This window comes from Cytophaga sp. (assembly GCF_051961495.1).
Taxonomy (GTDB): domain Bacteria; phylum Bacteroidota; class Bacteroidia; order Cytophagales; family Cytophagaceae; genus Cytophaga.
The window spans coordinates 1-16571 of the sequence record NZ_JBQCDF010000098.1; the positions used below are offsets into that span (position 1 = coordinate 1).

The window sequence follows — 16571 nt, forward strand, 5'->3', positions numbered from 1 at the left end:
CCAACGGACCTAAGAACATTTCATACATACGTAATGTGTCTGCACCGTACTTATTTACGATGCCATCGGGATTTACAACATTGAATTTAGACTTAGACATTTTTTCAACTTCAGAACCACAAACGTATGTGTTGTTTTCTAAAATGAATTCTGCAGAAGAGAAATCAGGTCTCCATTTCTTAAATGCTTCAGTATCCAGTATGTCATTATTGACAATGTTTACATCAACGTGAATAGGGGTAGTGTCGTATTCTTTTTTCAATCCTGCAGATACAAACTTATTCGAACCATTAATTCTATAGGCGAATTTAGAAACACCCTGGATCATACCCTGGTTGATTAGTTTAGCAAACGGTTCATCGTTTGGCGTAATGCCCATATCAAACAGGAATTTATTCCAGAAGCGTGAATATAACAGGTGCCCGGTTGCGTGTTCTGCGCCGCCCATATACAGATCTACCTGTCCCCAGTAATTGATCTTGTCTGCAGCTGCGAGAACTGTTTTATTCTGTGGATCCATGTAACGCATGAAATACCAGCTTGAACCTGCCCATCCCGGCATGGTGCTTAATTCATAACCTTTTTCAGCAAACTCTTTGTTGCGCGCCAGCGGCGGTTCACCGGTTTCTGTAGGCTTGTATTCGTCAATGGCTGGGAGAACTAATGGAAGATCGGATTCTTTCAGCACATATGGAATGTCATTTTTGTAGAATACCGGAATTGGTTCGCCCCAGTAACGTTGGCGGCCGAAGATAGAGTCACGCATTTTGAAATTGATCTTCGCAAAACCAATTTTCTTTGCTTCGATAAATTCAATGGCTTTCGGAATGGCTTCTTTAACCGTTAATCCGTTTAAGAAACCGGAGTTGATCATCGTACCCGCTTTCGGATCGAAATCTTCTTTGGTAATGTCTGTATGCGCGCCTTCCTGTACAGCAATGATCGGCAGCTTATAGAAGCTTGCAAATTTATAATCACGTTCGTCAGAAGAAGGTACAGCCATTACTACACCTGTACCATAACCTGCCAACACATAATCAGCAATCCATACAGGTATTTTTTCATTGTTGAACGGATTGATCACATACGAACCTGTGAAACAGCCTGAGACTGTTTTAACATCGCTCATACGGTCGCGCTCTGAACGGTTCTTGGCTTTAGTTACATATTCTTCGACCGCAGCTTTTTGCTCAAAGGAAGTCAACTCTGCTATCCATTCATGTTCAGGAGCAATGGAAACATACGTCACCCCAAAAGTTGTATCAATGCGTGTAGTAAAGACCGTTAACTCCATGTCTTTATCAACAACTTTAAATGAAAGCATAGCGCCTAATGATTTTCCGATCCATTAGCGCTGCATTTCCTTAATGGCTTCCGGCCAGTCGATCGTATCAAGGCCTTTGAGCAAGCGATCTGCATACGCAGTGATACGCATGCTCCATTGCTTCATCTTTTTGCGTTCAACCGGGTACCCGCCGCGTTCAGATAAACCATCTTTAACTTCTTCATTGGCAAGTACAGTTCCCAGGCCCGGGCACCAGTTTACCATGGTTTCAGATAGATAAGTCAATCTATACTTTAACAGAACATCACTTTGTTCTTTTTCTGAAAAGCCTTTCCAGTTTGCAGCAGTAAATGTTGGTACATCTTCGTCGCAGGCTGCAGAAATTCCTGTATTTCCGTTTGACTCAAAATGCTTAATCAGAGCAGTAATTGGTTCTGCTTTATCTGTAATTTTATTATACCAATGATTGAATAACTGAATGAAGATCCATTGCGTCCATTTGTAATAGGCAGGATCGCTGGTACGGATTTCCCTGTCCCAATCAAATGAAAATCCTATTTTGTTCAGCTGATCAATATAGCGGCTAATATTCTGTTCGGTTGTGATAGCGGGGTGTTGGCCGGTTTGTACTGCATACTGCTCTGCCGGAAGACCAAATGAGTCAAAACCCATCGGATGTAACACATTATAGCCTTTGATGCGCTTGTAACGCGCCATGATATCAGATGCGATGTATCCAAGCGGGTGCCCGACATGTAAACCGCTACCGGAAGGATAGGGGAACATATCCAGAACATAGTATTTAGGTTTTGTGGAATTTTCTGCTGCCTTGAAAGTTTTTTCAGCATTCCATTTATTTTGCCACTTTTTCTCTACTTCACCAAAATGATAATCAGCCATATTAATTTATGTGTTAAGGCACAAAATTAAGATTTTTTATCGTTAAATAGGTTCAAAAGTGTATGAAAAGAGGATTTTGGCTGCAAAAAATAAGTATTTTCACGAACTAAAATTACATTCACGTCGTTAAGCGTATATACTCAACAAAGTAACCATTTAAACTCATCAAATATGAAAAAGATCGTTTTTAGTTTAGCTATCATCGCATTAGTTGCAGGTACAATTTCAGCATCCGTAAACGATGGTGGAAAAGGTAAAAAGAAAAAATCCTGCTGCCAGTCTGGTTCTGGCTGCGGATCACACGATAAAACTGCAGAACCTGCTACAAAGTAATTATTGTTAATAACTTCTTAAAGGCCTGACGGAAAACCCGCAGGCCTTTTTGTATTTTTATAGTAGCGTAGAAAACGCTGTTGTTATATCACAAAAGAAAAGAAATTTCTTCCCCATGAAACAGTATCACGACCTGATGCAGCACATCTTAGATAAAGGTGTTAAAAAAGAAGATCGTACGGGCACCGGCACCATTAGCGTGTTTGGTTATCAGATGCGGTTTGATCTGCAGGAAGGTTTTCCTTTGCTGACGACAAAAAAATTACACATGCGTTCAATTACTCATGAACTTTTGTGGTTTTTAATGGGAGATACAAATATTAAATACCTGAAAGATAACAATGTTTCTATCTGGGATGAATGGGCGGATGAGAACGGGAACCTGGGACCTGTATATGGTTATCAGTGGCGTTCATGGCCAACACCAGACGGACGACATATAGATCAAATTACGAATGTGATCAATATGATCAAGAATAATCCGGATTCAAGAAGATTGATTGTTAGTGCATGGAATGTTGGTGAGATTGAAAAAATGAAATTACCGCCTTGTCACGCATTCTTTCAGTTTTATGTAGCTGATGGCAAATTATCCTGCCAGCTATATCAGCGCAGCGCGGATGTATTTTTGGGTGTGCCCTTCAATATTGCTTCTTATGCATTGTTAACGATGATGGTTGCGCAGGTATGTGGTTTGCAGGCAGGTGATTTTATACATACGCTTGGTGACGCACATTTGTATTCCAACCACATAGAACAGGCACAATTGCAGCTAAGCCGTGATTTCAGGCCTCTGCCGACGATGAAAATCAATCCGGATGTAAAATCTATTTTCGGTTTTAAATTTGAAGATTTTACATTGGAAGGTTATGATCCGCATCCGCATATAAAGGCGGCCGTAGCGGTATAGCGCCGTTTTAATAAATCAACTCATGTTTTGATATTTCGGGAAATTTATCATGCCAATGATTTATTTCATTTTCATAATTACACATTTGGTAAAAAAATGGCTTAATCATTTCTTCATCAAATTTTAGATGAGCATTGAATTTCTTATTTAAAAGGTTAATATATCTGGTAATTATTAATTTTGATTCTATCCTTGTCAAAGGGAATTTATCTCCTTCTCCCGAAATCAAAGTGTCTCCACTGTAATGATCGATAATCATGCATACATCTTTATTACTATTGGATTTGTTCAGCGTGTAGTTAGAGAAAGTCTGCACTTGATTAAAATATTTAAAGACTCTTTCATGTAAAGTTGTGTCAACTTTTTCGATATAGAACAGCAGACTTGGTTTAATTGTACCAACTTTGCTGAACGTTTCGAAGTACAAATAATCTCTATTCAGAGTGATAAAAAAAGAAAGATTGGAATATTCTGAAAAGTAGCTAAAAACGCACGATTTTCCATTTGCGTTGTTAAATTCTATACTATTGATGCATGTTTTTTTTAAATCTAAAGGGTAAGTATCTTCGTTGGTTGATTTAGTTAAATTGGGTTGACAAGAGGTCACCAGCGTGATGAGTGTTAGAACGATTATTTTTCTTAAGGTCATTATAGTCTGTATTAATTGAACAAACACTTGAGTCTATAATAATTTAGGGATTTGGGAAACGAAAAAGATCATTTAAACCTGAATGATAAATTTCTTGTAGTTACTTTATTATGCGTTGTTATTCTTTTCATTTACATATTTATCAAAGTTAACATCGTTAACAAATTGTTTTACTGATTTATTTATGAGTTTAATTTTGTATGGGTTGTGAAGGTCTGTAAACCGTTACCTAAAAAACAAGCAACTTTAAATTAACTGGCCCCTTAATGCTTCCAATAAAGCGTGTTCTGTTCTGAATTTCACTTTTTCGATTTGTGCGAATGCTGTGAGGCCTGCAACATTCGCGGCAAACACGACATCAGCCCCTTCTAATGCAGTAATATTATAAAAACCGGCATGAAAAGGAATTCCATTACTATTACAATACAATTGTATTTGTTTACGCATGACTCCGTCGATACAGCCGGTTTCAATACCAGGTGTAAATACAGAGTTGTTTTTTATCCAGAATAGGTTCGCTTGCAAAGTTTCACTTACATTGCCGTCAATATCCGTAATGATGATATCGTTTGCCTTGCGGCGTTTCATTTCCAGTCCGGCCATTACATATCTGCCTGAACTAAGAAGCTTGAACATCGAAGCTTTATGATAATGGTTGCGGATATCATCTGAGAATACAACGTATTCTTTTGTCTGAACTGGGTTTGGAACAAAGTCTTTTACAAATACAGTCAGGATTCCCTGCTCAGATTCCGGGGCATATAAGCCACCCCAGGCTCTATGTATAAGGAGCTTTACGCGTGCATGCTGCCGGAGGTCGTTTTGTTGGATAAGTTCTACGATCAGATTATTCAGCTTGTCCGGATCTGCACATACTTCATTGGTAAGCTCCATGCATTTCACGGCTTTCTGCAATCTTTGAAAGTGATCCTGATAATATTGTATAGAATTATTTTTGAAGATCATTGTTTCAAATACACCATCTCCATATTGTAAGCCCCGGTTTTCTGCAGTGAAGATTTCGGTGTCTGAAGAAAGGAATTGATTGTTTGAATAGATGATCATAATAGTAGAATTATGAATTATGAATTATGAATTATGAATTATGAATTATGAATTATGAATTATGAATTATGAATTATGAATTATGAATTATGAATTATGAATTAACTCCGTTGAAGAATAATTTTTTAGTATTTATCTGTTGTCTGGTAACTAGTGATTAGCAACTACTTTTTACTTACGAACCAAACACCTGTAATAATAAATATGGTGCCGATTGCCTGTCGGATGGTGAAAGGTTCATGCAGGTAAATATTTGCCAGGGCAATTGTAAATACAGGGCCTAAGGTAGCGATTATGGATGATTTATCTGTGCCGATGAGTTTAATTGATTGAGCTAATGTAAGAGAAGGGATAACGGTTGCAACGATTGCCATGGCGAGTCCGATCCATAAAACCGGAACTGAGGCTGATGAAAAATCAGGTATGCCATTGGATATGCCTTGATGGAACATAACAGAAATACAGGATACAATCATTGCATATGCCGTATAGCGTTGCGAGCCAATAACAGGAATCAGCTTACCACTACCAACTATATAAATTGCGTAGGTGACAGCACAGGCAAATACTAAAACACTGCCTATAATTAAATTTTCTGTAGTAGATTCTGTATTGCCCAAATAAATAAAGAAGATGCCGATATAAGTGAGGAGTAAGGCTAAATAATCTTTACGTTGGAGTTTGCTGCCAAATAAAATCGTATTAAGTACAACAATTAATGTTGGGTATATGAATAATATAAGCCGCTCCAGGGAAGCCGAGATATACTTTAAACCTGTAAAATCAAATAGGCTTGAAACATAATACCCAATAAAACCCAGAAATATAATCCACGCCCATTGCTTTTTAGAGATGCTGGTTGATGCTTGTTTAGAATAATAGTAAGCGAGAAAAATGTAGATGGGAAAAGAAAAAAAATACCGTAGAAATAAGATAAAAACCGTGTCGGCGCCATACATGTACGCAAACTTCACCATGATCGCTTTGGTTGAAAAGCAGGCAGCACTGCAAATACCTAAAAAGACTCCTAAATATTGTTTATGAATTGAATTTGATATTGAAGCCATTTATAGGTTTGAAATTAAAGATGTATATTTGCGGTATATTATTTTGACAAACATAATACGAATACAAATGCAGAAAAAGAGTGATGCGACAAAAATTGCAATAATTGGTGGCGGGAGTTGGGCAACCGCGCTTGTTAAAATTCTTTCTGAAAATAATGTTCGTATCAATTGGTGGCTAAAAAGCAAAACAGACGTTGACCACATTGTTGGTTTCGGACGCAATCCAAACTATTTAAGCGATGTTGTTATTAATACCAAAATTGTTCGTCCGACAAATAATGTAAAGAAGGCCCTGGAAGATGTTTCAGTAGTTATTTTTGTTGTGCCTGCCGCTTTTATCGGCGAAGTACTTGACACAATTTCACCGGCAGATTTAAAAGATAAAATTATTGTATCAGCCATTAAAGGAATGATTCCTCTGGAAAATATCCTGGTGACAGATTTATTACAGAAAAAACACCTGGTTCCTTCCCAGAAAATATGTGTGATTGCTGGTCCATGCCATGCGGAAGAAGTTGCCCTTGAAAAACGTTCGTATTTATCTATCGCAGGTGAAGATTTCACAGCGGCCTCAGTTGTGGCTAATCTGTTGCAATGCCGTTTCGTAAAAGCTACTGTCATTGAAGATTTATACGGGGTCGAATATTGTGCTGTAATGAAAAACATTGTGGCCATTGCATGCGGTATTGCCCGTGGCTTGAATTACGGTGATAACTTTCAGGCGGTATTGGTTTCGAATGCCATGCTGGAAATTGAAATGTTTGTCGATGCCGTAATTAAGAAAGAAAGAGACTGGAATGCTTCAGCTTATTTGGGCGATTTGCTGGTAACCTGTTATTCTCCATATAGTAGAAACCGTACATTAGGAAATATGGTGGGCAGGGGATATTCTGTTAAAGCTGCACAGGTTGAAATGAATATGATTGCTGAAGGGTATTATGCTGTTAAATGTGTGCACGAAATAAATAAAAAGTTAAACGTGCAGATGCCTATTACTAAAGCTGTCTATAATATTCTATATGAAAAAATATCGCCTTCCGTTGAGTTGAGGATATTGGAAGATTCGATGTGTTAATATCGATTAAATGCCGAAATAAATATATTTATTAGGTCCTTCCGGCGTATTGTTTTGAGTCTGATCTAATGTTGGATTGAAGATTTTCTCCAGTTCATCTATAAGTTTAGAAACCGGCAGTCCCATTACATTATAATAATCCCCATTTATTTTTTTTATTCCGACCATTCCCAGCCATTCCTGTATACCATAAGCTCCGGCTTTGTCAAACGGCATATGTTTTTCAATATAATAATTGATATATTCTTCAGAAAGCGGTTTGAAAAAAACCTCTGTAATATCGTAGAAGGAGCGCTCCTGACCTTTATAACATATTGTTACACCAGTAATAACTTCATGCATATTATTAGATAATTTCTGAAGCATTTGTTTGGCCTCTTCTTTATCTGCAGGTTTATTCAATACATCTCTACGCTGAATTACGACAGTATCAGCAGCTATGATCAGACTATCCGGACAGTCGGCTTTGATAGCCTGGGCCTTGATTTTAGAAAGATAAAGAGGGATTTCAGTCCGTTGAAGATATACAGGAAAGTTCTCTTCTGTATTTTTAGTAAGGATGCGGAAGTTGATCCCCGCATCCTCCAATAATTGTTTTCTTCTTGGTGAGCCAGAAGCTAAAATTACGTCTATTTCAAGTAGGTTATTCAGGAACACTATTTCTTGCAAATATCTTTTTGTAAAACAACGGCATCGCTATCACCAAGTGCTACAGCTTTATTAATGTCTTCGCAGGCACCTGCATCATCTTTTATTTCCTGTTTCAATACAGCTCTGTATCTGTATGCTTCAGCTTCGTTTGGATTTATTTCAATGGCCTTGTTAAAATCAGCAAGTGCTTCTCTGTCTTTTTTAATAGACATATTAAAATATCCACGGTTTGTATAGGCACTGGCTTCATTTGGGAATTTTGAAACGGCATCGTTATATTCTTTGATCGCATCCTCTTTTTGTCCCATAATGTACAACGTATTTGCTTTCTGGAAATAAGCCTCTTCGTATGTAGGTTTTAATGCAATTGTTTTGTTGTAATCGGCAAGAGCACCATCAAAATCGTTTTCTTCACGTTTGCAGAATGCTCTGTTGAAATAAGCCGCATAATCGTTTGGATCAAGTTTGATTGCTTTATTGAAATCCTTAATTGCTTCCGGATAATTATCTAAGTGGCTATAAGAAAAACCTCTGTAGAAATAAGCATACGTAAAGTTTGGATATAACGTGATTGCCTTATTGTAGTCTTTAATTGCTTCCGTATGTTTCCCATATTCTGCTTTGGCAAGGCCTCTTCCGTAATATGCCTGGAAGTTATCCGGTTGTAATGCAATTACAGTGGAATAGTCATTAATACTTTCAGAATATCTGCTTAATAAGAAATATTCGTGCGCCCTGTTCTGGTATGCTTCTGCATAAGATGAATCAATTTGAACCGCTGTAGTGTAATCAGCGATGGCCTCATCTCTTGAACCTTCTTTACTTTTTGCGATACCTCTTTTGGAAAATGCAGCTGTGTATTTAGGTTTCAGTTCAATTGCCTTGTCGAAATTTAAGATTGCGGCAGAAAAATCTTCCAGCTCTAGTTTGCAAAGCCCGATATAGTAATAAGCTTCATAACTTGAAGGATCTGCTTGGGTAATTTCTTTGAATTTGTTTGATGCGCCAATGAAATCGCCTTTCTTATACAATGCCACCGCTTCTGCAAACAAAGCATTTGAAGCATCTTTGCCTGAAAAGGTTGTATATTCAAATTCGATATAATCGTTATTGTCGCCGCCGTTGGATTTTGATTTTCCGTCATCAACAATCAATAGAATTTTAATCAGGGCATATGTCTTTGTTTCACCTATTTTAGCTACATACAAATCGCCAACTTTAACATCATTGATGCTGGAAGTATAACTTCCGCTCTGGAATGCCTTTTCCAGTGCTGCAAATGAGAGTGGAGCAGGAGCAGATGTAACTTTAACAAAATGGGTTGAATTATAAGATTTGAAGGTTTTCTTGAAGACAGGCAAATCGATGGAATCAGTAATATTAACCAGATCCTTATGATCCGCTTTGCCTGAAATAAATTGAGCTTTATGGTCTACCAAATCCCAGGCCGCTGCACCCGGACCCTGCATATTGAAAATTTTACCTTTATGAACACTTTGAGCATGTGCTAAAAAAACTAGCAGGAAGAATGATGAAAATAGAAGTGATTTTTTCATATTTTAAATTAAAATTCTTTTTGAATGAAAAGCCAAGATGAATTTAAAAACAATGTATTGAATTGTTTTTAAAAAACCTCTGCATAATAAAAAAACTAAGATCTTTATAGCGCAGAACACTACAAATTTAGTCTTTTAAATATAATTTCAGAGGGTTTAGGTAAAGAAATGGTAAAATGGATATTTTATCTACATTACTTTAAATATAGTCTGAAAAGTGTTATATTTGGAAGTTTTAAGGGCTTTTATGCCTTTATTGTATAGGTTAATTTAACATTAAAATAGTACTACTTTGGATCTGTTTGAGAAATTACAGCACGACAGAGGGCCCTTAGGGAAGCACTCGAATATCGCTCACGGTTATTTTGCATTTCCTAAATTGGAAGGAGATATCGCTCCTCATATGAAATTTAGAGGGAAGGATGTATTAAACTGGAGTTTGAATAACTACATAGGATTGGCAAATCACCCGGAAGTTCGTAAAGCAGATGCTGAGGGGGCTAAACAATATGGTTTGGCATATCCAATGGGGGCGCGTATGATGTCGGGCAATTCGAATCTTATCGAAGAATTCGAATCTCAATTAGCAAACTTCATGGGTAAAGAAGATGCCATGGTATTGAATTTCGGTTACCAGGGTATTATGTCAATTATTGACGCTTTACTTGATCGTCATGATATTGTTATTTACGATTCAGAATCTCACGCATGTATCATTGATGGTATGCGTATGCATATCGGAAAACGCTTGGTTTTCCCGCACAATGATATTGAAAACTTAAAAAGCCAGCTTGAGCGTGCAAATAAAATGATTGATCCTGCTAAAGGTTCCATTTTGGTTATTACCGAAGGTGTTTTCGGCATGGCAGGTGATATGGGCAGATTGAAAGAAATTGTTGAATTGAAAAAACAATATTCTTTCCGTTTGTTAATTGATGATGCACATGGTTTCGGCACCATGGGTAAAACTGGTGCTGGTGCAGCTGAAGAGCAAGGTGTTCAGGATGAGGTAGATATTTACTTCTCTACGTTTGCAAAATCAATGGCTAGCGTTGGTGCTTTTGTAGCAAGTAAAGAAAATATCATTGAATATTTACGTTATAACACACGTTCTCAGATTTTTGCAAAAACATTGCCAATGGCATTGGTTGTGGGTAATATGAAGCGTCTGGAGTTACTACGTACACAACCTCAGTTAAGAGAAAATCTTTGGAATGTAGTTCGCGCATTACAAAAAGGCTTAAAAGACAAAGGATTCAATATTGGTAAAACAGAATCTCCTGTAACACCTGTATACCTGAGTGGTACTGAATCAGAGGCTGCACAGATGATTATTGACTTGAGAGAGAATTATGGTATTTTCTGTTCAATAGTTATTTATCCTGTTGTTCCTAAGGGAGTTATGATGTTGAGATTAATACCAACAGCTGAGCATACCCTGGCAGATGTAGAAAGAACGATCAATGCCTTTGCTGAAATTGCTGAAAAATTGAAGCAAGGTGTATATAGCAAAAGTTTAACTAATATCTCTATTTAATAAAAAAAGCGAAATTTATTAAAGAATACTATTGGTCATTCGGAGATAAATTCGTATTTTCAATTATTAAACGATAACTAAAACTAAAAATTTTTGGATAAAATGAACAGATTCGAACAACTTAAAGATCTTATTGCTTCTTTAGAAGCTGACTTTGTTAAATTCTATGACAAACAAAATAGTGCTGCAGGTACTAGAGTAAGAAAAGGAATGCAAGATTTGAAAAACATTGCACAAGAAATCAGAAAAGAAGTTCAGGATGCTAAAAATTCAGCTGAATAGTTTCAGTTTTGCTAAAAACATAAAAAAGCTCCTTAAGTAATTAAGGGGCTTTTTTTATATCTATTAATTAAAAAAATAGCGGTTATTTAACCGCTACTCTTATTTTTGAATGTGCTTGTATAATACGCTGCTGTAAGCCATCTGAAGCTTTTACCAAAGGCAAACGTACTTCATCAGAACAAATTCCCATGTGTGCCAAAAGGCTTTTTATTCCCACAGGATTACCTTCTTCGTACATTAATGGGTTGATTTCTGTAAAACCGAATAAAATCTCTGAAGCTTGCTGAAAACGGGATTGAATGGCAGCTTTTATCATTTCAGAGAACAGGCCCGGGTAGGAGTTGGATAAAACAGAAATGGCCCCTACAGCACCCAGCGATACACTAGGGACTGCTAATAAATCATCACCGGAAATAACTAAGAAATCGTCAGGTGTGTTTTTGATAATTTCCATTGCCTGAACCAGATCACCGCTTGCTTCTTTTACACCGAAAATGTTTTTTACCTCGCTTAAGCGGATGGAAGTTTTAGCCGACATGTTAATACCTGTTCTTCCCGGAACATTGTACGCAAGAACCGGAACCGGTGATTTTTCAGCCAATGCTTTGTAATGCTGAAATACACCTTCCTGAGAAGGTTTATTGTAATATGGGCAAACAGATAGCAAAGCATCAATTCCCTTGAAATTAGTGCTCTCTATGCGTTGAATAACCTCTGCAGTGAAATTACCGCCAATGCCATACATGAATGGTTTGCGACCATTATTTACATCTAAAGCTATTTGAAGTAATTTTGCTTTTTCTTCTTTGGTTGTAGTTGCAGATTCTGCAGTAGTACCATTTACTACCAGGTAATCTACTCCTGAAGAAATATTAAATTCAATTAGATTTTTGTAAGCATCATAATCAACCGAATGATCTTTTTTAAACGGAGTAATTAGAGCTGTACCTGTACCGTAGAACGTTTGCACGATTATAATTTTTTAATAGAATGCAAAATTGGCAAATTATCTGAACATTAAGAAAATACAAGCAGGGTATTTTTATATATGTGTAAAAGAATCATCCGTTCAATAATTTTTCAAATTCTCCTTCGCTAATGATTTTAATACCTAATTTTTGTGCTTTTTCAAGTTTGGCAGGTCCCATATTTTCACCTGCAACTAAATAGTCGAGTTTACCGGTGATGCCGGAATTGATTTTACCGCCATTTTTGATAATGATTTCCTTTAGTTCCTCGCGGTCATATTTTTCGAACACGCCTGATATTACAAAGCTTTTGCCAAGGAAGATATCTGAATCAATAGTAATAATTTCGTTTTCACTTAATTCGAGTTTGACACCAGCTGCAGCAAGTTTATCAATCAATTCTGTATGCTTTTTATTGCTGAACCAGTTTACAACACTTTCAGCGATTTTAATACCAATTTCAGGTGCTTCCAGCAACTGTTGTTGGGAAGCTATCTTCAGGTTATTGATATTTTTAAAATGCATGGCCAGCTTTTCTGCAACAGTTGCGCCGACATATCGGATTCCTATTGCAAACAGTACGTTTTTGAAAGGTGTTTTTTTAGACTCTTCAATACCGGCCAAAACATTATTCACAGATTTTTCTCCGAAACGATCCAGCTGAATAAGCTGGTCATAGGTAAGTGTATAAAGATCCGCAGCATTTTGAATCAGTCCTTTCTGGTACAACAACTCTATTGTTTCAGTTCCGATGCCGTCAATGTTCATCGCTTTACGCTGGATGAAATGCTCAATTTTACCGGTTATCTGCGGAGCACAGCCTATATCATTCGGACAATACCAGGCAGCTTCGCCTTCAATGCGTATCAATGGCGTATTACAAACAGGACAAGCATGAATGAATTCAATACGCTTACTGCCGGCTTTACGCTTGCTGAAATCCACACGGGTTATTTTCGGAATGATCTCACCACCTTTTTCTACAAATACCGTATCATCTTCATGAAGATCAAGTCGTTCTATTTCATTTGCATTGTGCAGGGTCGCTCTTTTTACTGTTGTTCCTGCCAGATGTACCGGAGCAAGATTAGCAACCGGTGTAACAGCACCTGTTCGCCCAACCTGGTATTCAACCGAAAGGATTGGAGTAAAAGCTTCTTCCGCTTTAAACTTATAAGCAATCGCCCATCGCGGACTTTTCGCAGTCATGCCGAGTTCGCTTTGTTGCAACAGATTGTTGACTTTAATAACCACGCCGTCGGTTGCCAGCGGCAGGTTAAAACGGGCTTGTTCCCAATGGTTGATATATGCCCATATTTCTTCAACACTCTTACATATTTTATATGAATCTGAAACCTGAAACCCCCAGCTTTTTAATTGTTGTAAAGCTGCTGAATGTGTTTCAGGCGTTTCTCCATCTTTTAGGAACGAATAGATAAAACAATCCAAACCTCTTTTGGCAACGATAGATGAATCCTGCATTTTTACAGTGCCGCTGGCCGCATTTCTAGGGTTCGCCAGCAAGGGCTCACCAATATCTTCACGTTCCTTATTAATACGTTCGAACATTTCATATGGAAGATATACTTCACCTCGTACTTCAAATTCTTCGGGAATATTTTTCGCCTGAACTTTAAGTGGAATACTTTTTATTGTTTTGATGTTGTTCGTTACGTCATCGCCTTTTACCCCGTCGCCGCGGGTTACAGCCTGTGCAAGGATTCCATTCTTATAGGTAACACTTATCGCAACACCATCAAATTTCATTTCGCAGACATAATCTGTTCGCTGTCCGATAGCTTTCACTACCCGTTCATCGAACTCTGAGATTTCAGATTCTGAGTATGTATTAGAAAGCGACAGCATAGGATATTTGTGTGCCACGGAAGTAAACTCTTTGGTGACAGTACCACCAACGCGCTGTGTTGCAGAATCTGGCTGCACAAGATCAGGGAAGTTTTTTTCCAGGGTAATCAGTTCGTTCAGTAATGTATCGAATTCCAGATCAGAAATTTCACTGGTGTCTTTCTGGTAATATAAATGATTGTGGTAATGAAGAATACGGTTTAATTCTTCAATGCGTATATGTGCTTCTGCTTTAGTCATGAATAGGAATTTTCATCAATTTACTTATTTTAACTTAAATCAAATAATCGAAATTGTGTAGATTTGTACATCTATTCAATCATATCATTGATAAAAACTACAGCCAGTTAATGCTTAAAATGAAAAAGGTAAAGATTATCGCATTCACATGTGTGCTGTATTTTTTTGTATATGGAATTCAGCTGGTACTTGTTCATAAATTTATCAATCCGGTCGTTACTCCTTTAATGATCTGCAGAGTGATCGAAGGTGTTTTTGAAGGTGATTTCAAGGTTGGTATTCATAAAGAATGGAAAGACCTGGATGAAATTTCTCCCAATATGATGCGGGCAGTTTTACTGGCTGAAGATCAGAATTTTTTTGAACACAATGGTTTTAATTGGGAGAATATTAAAAAAGCCATTGAATACAATAAGAAACATAAAGGGAAGAAAATACGCGGTGGTTCAACGATCAGCCAACAGACTGCCAAAAATGTTTTTTTACCTCCTTCCAGAACATGGATCAGAAAAAGGGGTTGAAGCCTATTTCACGGTACTGATTGAATTATTATGGTCTAAAGAACGCATCCTGGAAGTATATTTAAATGTTATTGAAACAGGGAAAGGAACGTATGGAGTGGAAGCCGCTGCGCAAAAATATTATCACACTTCTGCAGCTAAATTAACAAGCAAGCAAGCGATATCCATTGCTGCAATTCTGCCGCTACCCTTAAAATGGTCGCCGGTAAAACCGAATAAACGTGTAGCAGATAAGATTGCGAAGGTTTCCGCTCAGGTATCGAAATTTCCAATGCCCGATGAATTAAAAAAATATTAATTCAACCCTTTCTGGAAATGCCGGTACGCTTTTCCATTCAGTAAATTTTCTTCAGCATAAGCCATACTTTTTTCTTTCGTCAGCAATCCGAAATCTGATAAGGCCATGCCTGCATAATAGAGCATCTGATAGAAAGAATCATTACGAATACCTCGCAATGCCGCCAGTCCGGCAGTATACGTTTGGTCAGCATCAACGCTTTTAAAAGGGAGCTGCGTATGCTCTTCACGGAGAAACGCAATTGGCTGTATCGTCCGGTCTGTAATGCCATCCTTGTTTACCAGTATCTGAATGGTTTCACGGTTCAGCGGCGGACAGGAAGAGCCTTCAAGACCTTTGATGACAATAGCCGCAGCAGCTTTATTCTGATTCTTTAATTGTTCGGCAACTTCTGTGCGGTAATGTGCATGTGTAAAGCCTGTAAGAATATAATTCCCTTTCGAGGCACGTACAGGCTGCATCATTTTTTCGAAGGTTGCCAGAAAAGGCCTTTTTACCATTTCTTTACGAATCGTTGTCAGATTATGTAAACGAGGGTGAAAAACAGACTGGTCTATATATGCCCAGCCAATGGAAGAGTCTTGCAGGTTTTCCAACACGCTTTGATGAGTGCGCTTTGTACGGCCATTGCCTTTTTCGATAACTCTGCTGCTTGTAACTCCGAACTTTGGAGCTACTGCATCTATACCATGTATGAGGCAGGGATATCCGCAGGATGCAATAAGTGCAGCAATGAAAGGAGCAAGGTTGTAATACCGGTTGAATCCGTCATAATTATCACAGATATCAATCAATACCGGAAGCTCTGTTTGTAATCTGTCTGTATGATCCCAAAGTGTATCGAAAAAGGCCTTGTTTTCATCAAAGCTTTCCCGTTTTAATCGCTGTGCTTCCAGGAATGCACCTTTTTGAAAAGCTGGTACAGATTCATCTCCAAGAATAAATTTCATAGCATCTCCGGCCTGCGTGTAGCTCAGATCTGTTCCGGCAAGTGTGCTGCATAAATATTTTTCAAAATCACTGGTTGCCTCTTCATGCCTGATCATGAAATGTAAATCCGCAGGAAGGAGTTTCCGGAATTCATTTTTTAATTTTTCCAACCAATTCTTTTCAGCTTCAGACGGAGGAAGCATGAGTAATGCCGTAATGAGTGTTGCTCTTGTTGTGAGGCTATAAGTGTTATCTTTAAGCAGGGGTTCTACTTCATTCAGTTCAATATCCTGAAGGCTTTTACTTCCTTCCGGACCTATGCCTTTTTTCTTCAAGAGTTCTTCTAAACGATTTAGTCCCATCTGCACACACTTATTTTAATTTGAAGTAAAAATAAGTATTTTTACCTAAATACTGATTATGAGTACCGCTAATAAA

15 protein-coding genes and 1 pseudogene are annotated in these 16571 nt (G+C 37.7%); 7 read left to right on the forward strand and 9 right to left on the reverse strand.

Annotated elements, in window-relative coordinates; genetic code table 11:
* Positions 1–2185 (reverse strand): annotated as a pseudogene (leuS, locus tag ACTHJT_RS04475) (leucine--tRNA ligase); the annotation flags it as partial.
* 171 nt (positions 2186–2356) lie between these two features.
* Here leuS and ACTHJT_RS04480 point away from each other — a divergent pair.
* Both ACTHJT_RS04480 and ACTHJT_RS04485 read left to right on the forward strand, forming a co-directional pair.
* Entirely contained in the window at positions 2357–2518 is a 162-nt protein-coding gene (locus ACTHJT_RS04480; RefSeq protein WP_440236652.1) for a hypothetical protein, read from the forward strand.
* Positions 2519–2633: 115 nt separating this feature from the next.
* Positions 2634–3428, forward strand: coding sequence for a thymidylate synthase (locus tag ACTHJT_RS04485; RefSeq protein WP_440236653.1), 795 nt, complete (start codon positions 2634–2636; stop codon positions 3426–3428).
* A gap of 7 nt (positions 3429–3435) precedes the next feature.
* Here ACTHJT_RS04485 and ACTHJT_RS04490 read toward each other — a convergent pair whose 3' ends face one another.
* The 3 genes from ACTHJT_RS04490 to ACTHJT_RS04500 form a co-directional block, all read right to left on the reverse strand.
* Positions 3436–4077: a hypothetical protein gene (locus ACTHJT_RS04490; RefSeq protein WP_440236654.1), complete on the reverse strand. Its 642-nt coding sequence runs from the start codon at positions 4075–4077 to the stop codon at positions 3436–3438.
* Positions 4078–4323: 246 nt separating this feature from the next.
* Positions 4324–5142, reverse strand: a complete 819-nt coding sequence (locus ACTHJT_RS04495; protein WP_440236655.1) for an aminotransferase class IV — start codon at positions 5140–5142, stop codon at positions 4324–4326.
* 164 nt (positions 5143–5306) lie between these two features.
* Positions 5307–6209 carry a DMT family transporter gene (locus tag ACTHJT_RS04500; RefSeq protein WP_440236656.1) on the reverse strand — a complete coding sequence of 301 codons (903 nt, stop codon included), beginning with the start codon at positions 6207–6209 and terminating at the stop codon, positions 5307–5309.
* A gap of 67 nt (positions 6210–6276) precedes the next feature.
* Here ACTHJT_RS04500 and ACTHJT_RS04505 point away from each other — a divergent pair, with 67 nt between their 5' ends.
* Positions 6277–7284 (forward strand): NAD(P)H-dependent glycerol-3-phosphate dehydrogenase, encoded by a 1008-nt coding sequence (locus tag ACTHJT_RS04505; RefSeq protein ID WP_440236657.1) that lies wholly within the window; start codon positions 6277–6279, stop codon positions 7282–7284.
* Between the two features lie 6 nt (positions 7285–7290).
* Here ACTHJT_RS04505 and ACTHJT_RS04510 read toward each other — a convergent pair whose 3' ends face one another.
* Together ACTHJT_RS04510 and ACTHJT_RS04515 are read right to left on the reverse strand one after the other, a co-directional pair.
* Positions 7291–7953 carry a Maf family nucleotide pyrophosphatase gene (locus ACTHJT_RS04510; protein ID WP_440236658.1) on the reverse strand — a complete coding sequence of 221 codons (663 nt, stop codon included), beginning with the start codon at positions 7951–7953 and terminating at the stop codon, positions 7291–7293.
* The gene (locus ACTHJT_RS04515; protein ID WP_440236659.1) at positions 7941–9491 is read right to left on the reverse strand and encodes a tetratricopeptide repeat protein; all 1551 of its coding nucleotides are present in this window, start codon (positions 9489–9491) and stop codon (positions 7941–7943) included. Before ACTHJT_RS04515 ends, ACTHJT_RS04510 begins: the two co-directional genes overlap by 13 nt.
* Before the next feature lie 292 nt (positions 9492–9783).
* Here ACTHJT_RS04515 and ACTHJT_RS04520 point away from each other — a divergent pair, with 292 nt between their 5' ends.
* Positions 9784–11028 carry an aminotransferase class I/II-fold pyridoxal phosphate-dependent enzyme gene (locus tag ACTHJT_RS04520; protein ID WP_440236660.1) on the forward strand — a complete coding sequence of 415 codons (1245 nt, stop codon included), beginning with the start codon at positions 9784–9786 and terminating at the stop codon, positions 11026–11028.
* 102 nt (positions 11029–11130) lie between these two features.
* On the forward strand, positions 11131–11310 hold the full coding sequence (locus tag ACTHJT_RS04525; RefSeq protein ID WP_440236661.1) for a histone H1: 180 nt from the start codon (positions 11131–11133) through the stop codon (positions 11308–11310).
* Between the two features lie 82 nt (positions 11311–11392).
* Here ACTHJT_RS04525 and dapA read toward each other — a convergent pair whose 3' ends face one another.
* Both dapA and ligA read right to left on the reverse strand, forming a co-directional pair.
* Positions 11393–12280 carry a 4-hydroxy-tetrahydrodipicolinate synthase gene (gene dapA, locus ACTHJT_RS04530; protein ID WP_440236662.1) on the reverse strand — a complete coding sequence of 296 codons (888 nt, stop codon included), beginning with the start codon at positions 12278–12280 and terminating at the stop codon, positions 11393–11395.
* Between the two features lie 91 nt (positions 12281–12371).
* Entirely contained in the window at positions 12372–14384 is a 2013-nt protein-coding gene (gene ligA / locus ACTHJT_RS04535; RefSeq protein WP_440236663.1) for an NAD-dependent DNA ligase LigA, read from the reverse strand.
* Positions 14385–14503: 119 nt separating this feature from the next.
* Here ligA and ACTHJT_RS04540 point away from each other — a divergent pair, with 119 nt between their 5' ends.
* Positions 14504–14905, forward strand: coding sequence for a transglycosylase domain-containing protein (locus ACTHJT_RS04540; RefSeq protein ID WP_440236664.1), 402 nt, complete (start codon positions 14504–14506; stop codon positions 14903–14905).
* Positions 14859–15203, forward strand: coding sequence for a transglycosylase domain-containing protein (locus ACTHJT_RS04545; RefSeq protein WP_440236665.1), 345 nt, complete (start codon positions 14859–14861; stop codon positions 15201–15203). The genes ACTHJT_RS04540 and ACTHJT_RS04545 overlap by 47 nt, the downstream gene beginning before the upstream one ends.
* Here the strand turns inward: ACTHJT_RS04545 and ACTHJT_RS04550 are convergent.
* A complete protein-coding gene (locus tag ACTHJT_RS04550; protein WP_440236666.1) occupies positions 15200–16495 on the reverse strand; it encodes a hypothetical protein in 1296 nt (431 codons plus the stop codon). The genes ACTHJT_RS04545 and ACTHJT_RS04550 overlap by 4 nt on opposite strands.
* Positions 16496–16571: the final 76 nt, after the last annotated feature.

Coding starts and splice junctions, on each gene's coding strand:
- ACTHJT_RS04525 (WP_440236661.1), top strand. CDS start 11,131: ATGAACAGATTCGAACAACTTAAAGATCTTATTGCTTCTTTAGAAGCT.
- ACTHJT_RS04485 (WP_440236653.1), top strand. CDS start 2,634: ATGAAACAGTATCACGACCTGATGCAGCACATCTTAGATAAAGGTGTT.
- ACTHJT_RS04490 (WP_440236654.1), bottom strand. CDS start 4,077: ATGACCTTAAGAAAAATAATCGTTCTAACACTCATCACGCTGGTGACC.
- ACTHJT_RS04505 (WP_440236657.1), top strand. CDS start 6,277: ATGCAGAAAAAGAGTGATGCGACAAAAATTGCAATAATTGGTGGCGGG.
- ligA (WP_440236663.1), bottom strand. CDS start 14,384: ATGACTAAAGCAGAAGCACATATACGCATTGAAGAATTAAACCGTATT.
- ACTHJT_RS04495 (WP_440236655.1), bottom strand. CDS start 5,142: ATGATCATCTATTCAAACAATCAATTCCTTTCTTCAGACACCGAAATC.
- ACTHJT_RS04545 (WP_440236665.1), top strand. CDS start 14,859: ATGTTTTTTTACCTCCTTCCAGAACATGGATCAGAAAAAGGGGTTGAA.
- ACTHJT_RS04515 (WP_440236659.1), bottom strand. CDS start 9,491: ATGAAAAAATCACTTCTATTTTCATCATTCTTCCTGCTAGTTTTTTTA.
- ACTHJT_RS04500 (WP_440236656.1), bottom strand. CDS start 6,209: ATGGCTTCAATATCAAATTCAATTCATAAACAATATTTAGGAGTCTTT.
- ACTHJT_RS04540 (WP_440236664.1), top strand. CDS start 14,504: ATGAAAAAGGTAAAGATTATCGCATTCACATGTGTGCTGTATTTTTTT.
- ACTHJT_RS04480 (WP_440236652.1), top strand. CDS start 2,357: ATGAAAAAGATCGTTTTTAGTTTAGCTATCATCGCATTAGTTGCAGGT.
- ACTHJT_RS04550 (WP_440236666.1), bottom strand. CDS start 16,495: ATGGGACTAAATCGTTTAGAAGAACTCTTGAAGAAAAAAGGCATAGGT.